The following is a 9,476-nucleotide window of genomic DNA, read 5'->3' as shown; positions in this document are numbered from 1 at the left end:
CGGTAGCCGCCGCCATGCTGTGGGGCGTGCTGCGTATTGCCCGCCGCCACCATCACCCTGTTCAGCCAGCACCTGCGTCGGCAATGGACAAGACGCCGAGCCAACACGCCAACGCTCACTGACGAACACTTTCAGCCGATACCAACAAAAACGGCCGCCTGCACTCCTTGGAGTTCAGGCGGCCGTTTCTTTCAGCGTCGGTTAAGCCTCAGTGGCTACGCGCTTCTGCCTGGCGCGACGGGACATCATGTTCAACACCTCGATCGAAGCCGAGAATGCCATGGCCGCATAGACGTAGCCTTTCGGCACGTGGGCGCCGAAGCCCTCGGCGATCAGCGTCATGCCGATCATGATCAGGAAGCCCAGGGCCAGCATCACCACCGTCGGGTTGTCGTTGATGAATTTCGCCAGCGGATCAGCCGCAAACAACATCACCAGCACCGATACCACCACCGCGATGATCATGATCGGCAAGTGCTCGGTCATGCCGACAGCGGTGATGATGCTGTCGATGGAAAACACCATGTCCAGCATCAGGATCTGACCGATCGCCGCGGCAAAGCCCAGGGTCACGGTCGAAGTCTTCGACGTTGGATCTTCCGGGTCCGGGTCCATGCTGTGATGGATCTCGGTGGTCGCCTTCCACAACAGGAACAGGCCACCGGCGATCAGGATCATGTCTTTCCAGGAGAACGCGTGGCCGAGAATCTCGATCACCGGCGCGGTCAACTGGACGATGAACGCGATGGTGCTCAACAGGCCGAGTCGCAGGATCAGCGCCATGCCGATACCGATGCGTCGCGCCTTCTGCCGGTGCTGCTCGGGCAGTTTGTTGGTCAGGATCGAGATGAAGATCAGGTTATCGATGCCGAGCACGATTTCCATCACCACCAGGGTGGCCAGGGCGACCCAGGCGGTGGGGCTGGCGGCAAGTTGTAAAAGGTAGTCCATGGGTCAGTCCTGACTCGTTGTAGTACGGTTTAGATTTCCTGGGAGGAAGATTCGGATTTTTCCGCGTCTTTTTCCGATGATTCTTTTTTGCTGATCAGCCCGCCAGTGGCATCGCTGAGTGCTTGTTCAGCGGCCTTATGGGTATCGTCAATCGCCTGTTTGGCACTTTCGGCGGCCTTGCCCATCAACTGTTGCGCGCTTTTCTCGGCCTGGTCGCAACCGGCCAGTACCAGTAAAGACGTGATCAACAGTGCCGTGGTTTTCAGCTTCATGATGCTTTCCTCGATAGAACGAACGGGACCTAAACGATGGCCCGTTGATAGCGATGCATTCTAGGGAGACGAACACTTCAGGAAAATTCGTATTTTCAGCGGTTATACTTCGGTTTTTACGAACTGTAGACCAACATGCTCAACTATCGGCAGTTACATTACTTCTGGGTGGTGGCCAAGACCGGCAGCATCGTGCGCGCCTGCGAGCAGCTGAACCTGACACCCCAGACCATCAGCGGACAAATATCCCTGCTCGAACAAACCTACGGCATCGAATTGTTTCGCCGGGTAGGTCGGCAACTGGAACTCACCGAAGCCGGGCGACAAACCCTGCCCTACGCCGAACAAATGTTTCAGATGGGCGGCGAACTGGAGCTGATGCTGCGGGCACGACCCAATGAACAGCAGATTCTGTTTCGCGTCGGCGTGGCGGACGTAGTGCCCAAATCCATTGTCTATCGCCTGATCGCACCGACCATGGAGTTGAACGAACCGCTGCGCATCACGTGCCGCGAAGACAAGCTTGAACGTTTGTTGGCCGACCTGGCGATCCAGCGTCTGGACCTGGTGATTTCCGACAGCCCGATGCCGTCGCACCTGGACATCAAGGGCTACAGCCAGAAACTCGGTGAGTGCGGGATCAGCTTCTTCGCCACCCCCGAGCTGGCGGCACGTTACGGTCACGACTTTCCGCGCAATCTGCACGGTGCACCGCTGCTGATTCCCGGCCCGGAAACCGTGGTACGCAGCCGTTTGCAGCGTTGGTTCGCCGAGCAGCAGATCCAGCCGCAAATTGTCGGCGAGTTCGACGACAGCGCCCTGATGCAGGCCTTCGGCCAATCCGGCAGCGGGATCTTCATCGGCCCGAGCGTGATTGCCGATGAAGTGCAACGCCAATATGGCGTGGAAGTGATCGGCCAGACCGACGCGGTGAGCGAGTCGTTCTATGCCATCTCAGTGGAGCGCAAGGTCAAGCACCCCGGCATCGTTGCCATTACCGAAGGTGCCCGACGCGAGCTGTTTACCGAGTTTTAAGGCTTTCAGGCGCAGACTTCCCGGGGCTGGAAGGTCATCAGCGCAATCGCCAGCAGGATCGAGGCGAGGATAAAAGCCGCCGCGGCGAAGCCAAGGCCTTGCAGGCCGACGCTGTCGATCACCCGGCCACCGATCATCGCGCCCAGACCGATACCGAGGTTGGCCCCGGCGATGTTCAGCGACGCGGCGAACGCCGGCGCCTCGGGTGCGGCTTTCATCAGGCGCACATGGCTGACCAGGAACAACGCGGCCTGGGTCACGCCCCAGATGCCCATCGCCGCCGCCAGACCGACCGGCGAATGGATGTTCGGCACCAGCGCCACCAGGCCGGCAATCATGAATGCACAGAACATCATCGACGCCATCAGCGGATGACGATCCACCGCACGGCCGCCCAGGGAGTTGCCGATCAGCCCGACCGCGCCGAAGCCCATCAGGCACCAGCCGACCACAGTGCCGTTGAAGCCGGCCAACCGCTCAAGAATGTCTGCCAGATAGGTGTAGGCGGTGAACATACCGCTGAACACCACCACCGACAGCAACACATGCCCCAGCATCAGCGGGCTGCGCAGGATCTTGAACTGCGAAATGAAACTCACCTGATGCTGGTGCAGGTTGGTCTTCGGCAGGTAGATAAACAGCAACAACGCCTTGGCAAAGGCGATGACCGCCAGAATGGCAAAGGCACTGCGCCAGCCGAACGCGTCGGAAATCAGCGTGCCCACCGGAATGCCAAATACCGTGGCGCAAACGATGCCGAAGCCGATCTTGGCGATGGCGCGACCGGCGTAATCCGGCCCGACGATGTCCACCGCTGTCTCGCTGGCCAGCGCCCAGAACACCGGCAGCCCCAGCGCCGGGATCAGCCGCGCGAACGCCATCACCCAGATGTTCGGCGCCAGTGCCGCGAGCGTGTTGGCCAGGCCGAACAGGATCAGCACCGAAATGAACAACTTGCGCCGCTCGAAGCGGGCGAAGTACGCGGTGAGGAACGGCCCGAACGCGGCCACGGTGAAGGCAAACAGGGTCACCAGCAACCCGGCCTGCGGGATGCTGACGTCCAGGTCGCGGGCGATGGCCGGCAACAGGCCGACAATGATGAATTCCGTGGTCAGCACCGTGAAACCGGCGGCAGACAACAGAAGAATGGGCAACAACCGCATGCACAACTCCAGAAAACGACGACACCAGCGATAGCCCGAAGGCCCACTGGCAGACATGAAAATGAGGATGGCGAATCTTAACAGAGTGTTTCCAATCAGGGTTGCACGAACCTGCCGATCTCGTTGATTGCCCGAGTGGCGGATCGTCACAGGTCTGAAGGATCGTGCCTGCGCTGTGATAAAGTCCGCGCCCTGAAAAACGTACACCCTGTGGTTAATGCCGATTATTTAAGGGCAAAACCTGTGTTCCCCTCTCGGTTTCCCGTCTGCGGCCTGCCCTGTTTGTTGCTGCAAGCGCGGTGAAACCTCGCACTTATAAAAATCAGAGATGCTGCTTTATGACTGCTTCATCCCCTTCTCTATTGCAACGCCTTAAACGCTTGAGCCTGGTCACGCAGATCGTGATCGGCCTGATCGCCGGTATTGCCCTGGCCCTGTTTGCCCCTGACGTGGCGAAGTCCACGGCGTTCATCGGCAAAGTGTTTGTCAGCGCATTGAAAGCCGTCGCGCCGATTCTGGTGTTTGTGTTGGTCATGGCCTCGATCGCCAACCATAAGCACGGTCAGGAAACCCACATCCGACCGATTCTGTTTTTGTATCTATTGGGCACTTTCGCCGCCGCCGTAGTCGCAGTGGTTGCCAGCATGATGTTCCCGTCGAGCCTGGTGCTGTCGACCCAGGACGTCGCAGTCACAGCGCCGGGCGGGATTGGCGAAGTGCTGCAAAGCCTGTTGCTGAGCGTGGTCGACAATCCGGTCAGCGCCCTGATGAACGCCAATTTCATCGGCATTCTGGCGTGGGCCATCGGCATGGGCATCGCCATCCGCCATGCCGGCGACACCACCCGTGAAGTGCTGGGCGACCTGTCCAACGGCGTGACGGTGATCGTGCGTCTGGTGATCAGCTTCGCCCCGCTGGGCATCTTCGGCCTTGTGGCCTCGACCCTCGCCACCTCCGGCTTCGGCGCCTTGATCGGCTACGCGCACCTGCTGGCCGTGCTGCTCGGCTGCATGCTGTTCGTGGCGCTGGTGATGAACCCGCTCATCGTGTTCTGGAAACTGCGCCGCAACCCCTACCCGCTGGTGCTGACCTGCCTGCGCGAGAGCGGCATCACCGCGTTCTTCACCCGCAGCTCGGCGGCGAACATTCCGGTCAACCTGGAATTGAGCAAGCGTCTGGGCCTGCACGAAGACACCTACTCGGTATCGATCCCGCTGGGCGCCACCATCAACATGGCCGGCGCGGCGATCACCATCACCGTGCTGACCCTGGCGGCCGTGCACACCCTGGGTATCGCCGTGGACATTCCGACCGCGATCCTGCTGAGCGTCGTCGCAGCGATCTGTGCCTGCGGTGCTTCGGGCGTGGCCGGTGGTTCGCTGTTGCTGATTCCACTGGCGTGCAGCCTGTTCGGCATCCCGAGCGAGATCGCCATGCAGGTGGTGGCGGTCGGTTTCATCATCGGCGTATTGCAGGACTCGGCGGAAACCGCGCTGAACTCGTCCACCGATGTGCTGTTCACCGCGGCGGCTTGCCTGGGTGAAGAGCAGAAAGCTGCACGATTGGCGTAACACCGCCGCCCCTGTGGGAGCGAGCTTGCTCGCGATAGCGTTTTATCATTCAACAAAGCTGTCGACTGACACTCCGCCATCGCGAGCAAGCTCGCTCCCACAAGGATTGATGGCGTAGCTGAAAAATGCGTACACATGAAAAAGCCCCCGCAGCCAAAGGCTCCGGGGGCTTTTTTTTACCTGGACGGTTTAGAACGCGCCCATGTAGTCGCGCTTGCCCACTTCCACGCCGTTGTGGCGCAGCAGTGCGTAAGTGGTGGTCACGTGGAAGAAGAACTGCGGCAGGCCGTAGGTCAGCAGGTAGGACTGGCCGCTGAAGCGTTTTTCTTTAGGCGTGCCCGGACGGGTGACGATCTCGATGCCTTCCTTGCCGTTGATCTGCGCAGGCGTAATGCTGCCAATGAAGGCCAAAGCCTTGGCGATCAGCGCTTGCAGTTCGGCGAAGGTGGTTTCGCTGTCGTCGTATTTCGGCAATTCGACTTCGGCCAGACGCCCGGAAACGCCCTTGCTGAAATCAACGGCGATCTGCACCTGACGCACCAGCGGGAACATGTCCGGGAACAGGCGCGCTTGCAGGAACGCGTTAGGGTCGATGTTTTTTTCGGTGGCGTGAGCCTCGGCCTTTTTCAGTACATCGCTCAGGGCGTTGAGCATTTGCTGGAAAACAGGCACGGAAGCGTCATACAGGGAAATGGTCATGGCAGGTCTCGTGTGGTGACGGAGGGAAACATCGACCACCTGTAGGAGCGAGCTTGCTCGCGATGGACTCAAGCGCAACGCGTTAATCCGGAAAGAACGCGTTATCGTTAACGTCCATCGCGAGCAAGCTCGCTCCTACAGGTGATCGGCTTTGGATCGTGGGCCGATTATAGCCATGCTGCCCATCCGAGACCGGTCTTTTTCAGCTGCCGTACACTTTGGCTGCCGGAACGGCCTGAGCCACAAGCTGTGCGACGGCATCGCCCATCTCACCGACCGCCCAGCGGCCCTGGCGATCCAGTTCCGGGCCACGGCGCCAGCCGTCGGCGATCGACAACTTGCCGCCCTCGACTTCGAACATCTGCCCGGTCACCTCGGCGGAAGCCTCGGAGCCGAGCCACACCACCAGCGGCGCGACGTTTTCCGGGGCGAAGTAATCGAAACCCTCTTCAGGCTTTTTCATGGTGTCGGCGAACACTTGCTCGGTCATCCCGGTACGCGCGGCCGGCGCCAGGGCGTTGGCGGTGATCCCGTAGCGGCGCAGTTCTGCCGCCTGCACCAGCGTCAGCGAAGCAATACCGCCCTTGGCCGCCGCGTAGTTGGACTGGCCAATGGAGCCCTGCAAACCGGCACCGGAACTGGTGTTGATGATCCGCGCATCGACCTTGGCGCCGCCCTTGGCCTGCTCACGCCAGTACTTCACGGCGTGGCTGGCAATGCAGAAGTGACCTTTCAGGTGCACGGCCACCACGGCGTCCCAGTCGGCTTCGCCGAGGCTGGCAAACATGCGGTCGCGGCAGATGCCGGCGTTGTTGACCACCACGTTCAGGTCGCCAAAGGTTTCGATGGCCTGGTGCACGATCAGCCCCGCCGAGTCATAACGGGTAATGTCGTCACTGTTGGCCACGGCACTACCGCCCTGGCCGAGGATTTCGCCGACCACGGCCAGTGCCGCTTCGCGGTTGATGTCGTTGACCACTACCTTTGCGCCTTCGGCGGCGAAGGCCATCGCGTAGGCCCGCCCCAGACCACCGCCGGCACCAGTGATGATCACGACGCGGTTTTCACAGATTTTCATGTTGTTCATCCTTCAATTTCATCACTGGTTGACACAATTCCCTGTAGGAGCGAGCCTGCTCGCGATGGTCGTTAACGAATACGCGGGGTATCTGAATAACCGCGTCGTTCTTGAGTCCATCGTCGGAACGCCGCCCGGAGCAAGCTCGCTCCTACAGGAGCGGTGTACATCCTGGTTTACAAGCGTTCGATGATCGTCACGTTGGCCTGACCACCGCCTTCGCACATGGTCTGCATGCCAAAGCGTCCGCCGCTGCGCTCCAGCTCATGCAGCAGGCTGCACATCAAGCGGGTGCCGGTGGCGCCCAGTGGATGGCCGAGGGCAATCGCACCGCCGTTGACGTTGGTTTGTTCGTGGGGATAGCCCGTCTCTTTGAGCCAGGCCATGGCCACCGAAGCAAAGGCTTCGTTGATCTCCACCCGGTCAATGTCTTCGAGCTTCATGCCGGCACGCTTGAGCGCGTAAGCCGTGGCCGGGATCGGCGCGGTGAGCATCCAGATCGGGTCTTCGGCGCGCACGCTCAGGTGATGGATGCGTGCCCGTGGCGTCAGGCCGTAACGCTTGAGCGCTGCTTCCGAGACGATCAGCATCGCGCTGGCCGCGTCGCAGGTCTGGCTGGACACCGCTGCGGTCACCCGGTCGCAGCCGAACAGGAATTCCAGCTCGGCCATTTTTTCCAGGCTGGTGTGGCGCGGGGTTTCGTCATGCAGCACGCCGGCCAGGGGCACGATTTCGCGGTTGAAACGGCCTTGCTCGATGGCCTGCAAGGCACGTCGATGGGACTCAAGCGAATAGGCTTCGAGCTGCTCCCGGGACAAGTCCCACTTTTCCGCGATCATCTGCGCCGAACGGAACTGCGTCGGTGGTTGCGCGCCGTAGCGCCGCACCCAGCCTTCGGAGCCGCTGAACGGATCGGTAAAGCCCAACGGCTCGGCGGCGATCATCGCCGAAGAGATCGGGATCTGGGTCATGGTCTGCACGCCACCGGCGATGACCACGTCCTGGGTGCCGCTCATCACCGCCTGAGCGGCGAAGTGCACCGCTTGCTGGGACGAACCGCACTGGCGATCGATGGTGGTGCCCGGCACCGATTGCGACAGGCCGGCCGCCAGCCAACTGGTGCGGGCGATGTCACCGGCCAGCGGGCCGATGGTGTCGACACAGCCGAAGATCACATCGTCGTAATCCTCGTCGGGAATGGCGTTGCGCTCGACCAGCGCGCGCAATACGTGGGCGCCCAGGTCGGCGGCGTGGATCTGGCTCAGACCACCCTTGCGCCGCCCGGTGGGCGTACGCAGGGCGTCGACGATATAGGCTTCAGGCATGGTCTACCTCGGTGAAAAAATTGAAGTCTGGTATTGAGAGCGCCGAAAAACCTGTGGGAGCGAGCTTGCTCCGGGCGGCGTTCCGACGATGAGGCCGACACATCCAACATTGATGCCATCTGACGCACCGCCATCGCGAGCAAGCTCGCTCCCACAGGGATGTAGTCACCCTTACTGACTGGTTAGAACGTATTGCCCGCACCCAGCTCTGGGGTGCCGTCAAACAGGGCCGCACGAATCCGCCCTTTGTGATGGCCGCGATCGCCCCAGACCTTGTCCAGCGCCCAGGCGCGTTTCATGAACAGATGCAAGTCGACCTCCCAGGTGTAACCCATGGCGCCGTGGGCCTGGATGGTGTTCTTCGCGGCGAGCAGGGCCGCTTCCGCGGTTGCCAGTTTGGCGTGGGACACCAGCACGTCCTGCCCCGGTTGCTGCTCGGCCAGCGCATAGGCTGCACGGTATAGCGGACCTTTGGCGAACTCGATCTGCACCGCGACGTTGGCCATCAAGTGCTTGACCGCCTGGAACGAGCCCACTGGTTTGCCGAACTGCTTGCGCTCGAAGGTGTAGTCCACCGCCAGGTCGACCATGCGTTTGGCCAGCCCGAGCAATTGCGCGGCACTGGCGAGGGCGCCACGGTTGAAGGCGGCTGCCCACAAGCGCCGTCCCTGTTCGCCGCTGGCCACGCAAGTAGCGGGAGTCGGCGTCCATTCGACCTGGAACAGTTGACGGCTCGGGTCGACCGACTCGTTGCGGATCAGGCGCACGGCGTCGCGCTCCAGCGCATGCACCTCGTCGCCATTGGCCAGCAACAGCAGATCGGCAACATGGGCATCGCTGACCAGCGGATTGCCCGGTTCGGAAACGGCGAGACGCGCGCGCCCCTCAGCGACCCGTGACAACCAAGTCTGCTTTAGTGAAGCGTGTTGCTCATCAAGGGCGGCGAGCAACGGCACGCCGACCAGCATGGTGTCCACCAACGGCTCAGGCAGACCGGCGTAACCGCATTCCTGGGCAATCAGCACAAAATCCAGCTCATTCATGCCCATGCCGTCCTGCGCCTCGGGCACGGTCAGGGCGGTCAGGCCCAGTTCCACCAGTTGGGCCCAGAGTCGCTCACTGCGCCCGCTGTCGCTCTGCCACAGTTCGCGAATGCGTTCCGGGGTGACTTCGTTGATCAGGAAGCTGCGGACGTTGTCCTGAAACAGCAGTTGGTCGCGGCTGAAACTAAAGTCCATGGTCTATTCCTCAGGCACGCGGCATGCCGAGCATGCGTTCGGCAATGATGTTGCGCTGGATCTCGTTGGTGCCGGCGTAGATCGGCCCGGCCTGGGCAAACAGGAAACCTTCCAGCCAATGGCCGACGTCACCGGCGGCCGGGG

10 protein-coding genes are annotated in these 9,476 nt (G+C 61.4%); 2 read left to right on the top strand and 8 right to left on the bottom strand.

Translation table 11 applies throughout. The annotated features are described in order from the left end of the window. Positions 1-201: 201 nt before the first annotated feature. Positions 202-951, bottom strand: coding sequence for a TerC family protein (locus PMI29_RS06145; protein ID WP_008002112.1), 750 nt, complete (start codon positions 949-951; stop codon positions 202-204). A gap of 29 nt (positions 952-980) precedes the next feature. Then, positions 981-1,223, bottom strand: coding sequence for a hypothetical protein (locus tag PMI29_RS06150; RefSeq protein ID WP_008002110.1), 243 nt, complete (start codon positions 1,221-1,223; stop codon positions 981-983). A 135-nt stretch (positions 1,224-1,358) separates the two neighbouring features. Here PMI29_RS06150 and nhaR point away from each other — a divergent pair, with 135 nt between their 5' ends. After that, positions 1,359-2,258 (top strand): transcriptional activator NhaR, encoded by a 900-nt coding sequence (gene nhaR / locus PMI29_RS06155; protein WP_008002109.1) that lies wholly within the window; start codon positions 1,359-1,361, stop codon positions 2,256-2,258. Between the two features lie 5 nt (positions 2,259-2,263). Here the strand turns inward: nhaR and PMI29_RS06160 are convergent, their stop codons facing one another. Next, complete coding sequence (locus PMI29_RS06160; protein WP_008002106.1) at positions 2,264-3,421, bottom strand: MFS transporter; 1,158 nt, start codon at positions 3,419-3,421, stop codon at positions 2,264-2,266. Positions 3,422-3,759: 338 nt separating this feature from the next. On the opposite strand from PMI29_RS06160, the gene sstT reads away from it, so the two are divergent. Beyond that, positions 3,760-4,992 (top strand): serine/threonine transporter SstT, encoded by a 1,233-nt coding sequence (sstT, locus tag PMI29_RS06165; protein ID WP_008002104.1) that lies wholly within the window; start codon positions 3,760-3,762, stop codon positions 4,990-4,992. A gap of 189 nt (positions 4,993-5,181) precedes the next feature. Here the strand turns inward: sstT and PMI29_RS06170 are convergent, their stop codons facing one another. The 5 genes from PMI29_RS06170 to PMI29_RS31445 form a co-directional block, all read right to left on the bottom strand. Next, positions 5,182-5,691: a DUF1993 domain-containing protein gene (locus PMI29_RS06170; RefSeq protein WP_008002103.1), complete on the bottom strand. Its 510-nt coding sequence runs from the start codon at positions 5,689-5,691 to the stop codon at positions 5,182-5,184. Positions 5,692-5,893: 202 nt separating this feature from the next. Then, complete coding sequence (locus tag PMI29_RS06175; protein WP_008002101.1) at positions 5,894-6,769, bottom strand: SDR family oxidoreductase; 876 nt, start codon at positions 6,767-6,769, stop codon at positions 5,894-5,896. Between the two features lie 176 nt (positions 6,770-6,945). Next, positions 6,946-8,094, bottom strand: coding sequence for an acetyl-CoA C-acetyltransferase (locus PMI29_RS06180; RefSeq protein WP_008002099.1), 1,149 nt, complete (start codon positions 8,092-8,094; stop codon positions 6,946-6,948). 182 nt (positions 8,095-8,276) lie between these two features. Then, positions 8,277-9,332 (bottom strand): acyl-CoA dehydrogenase family protein, encoded by a 1,056-nt coding sequence (locus PMI29_RS06185; RefSeq protein WP_008002097.1) that lies wholly within the window; start codon positions 9,330-9,332, stop codon positions 8,277-8,279. Between the two features lie 10 nt (positions 9,333-9,342). After that, positions 9,343-9,476: acyl-CoA dehydrogenase family protein (locus PMI29_RS31445; RefSeq protein WP_008002096.1), on the bottom strand; the 134-nt coding region annotated here is incomplete at its 5' end.

The sequence above is a fragment of the Pseudomonas sp. GM49 genome, assembly GCF_000282355.1.
GTDB lineage: Bacteria > Pseudomonadota > Gammaproteobacteria > Pseudomonadales > Pseudomonadaceae > Aquipseudomonas.
This window is presented reverse-complemented; position numbering and strand designations above follow the sequence as displayed.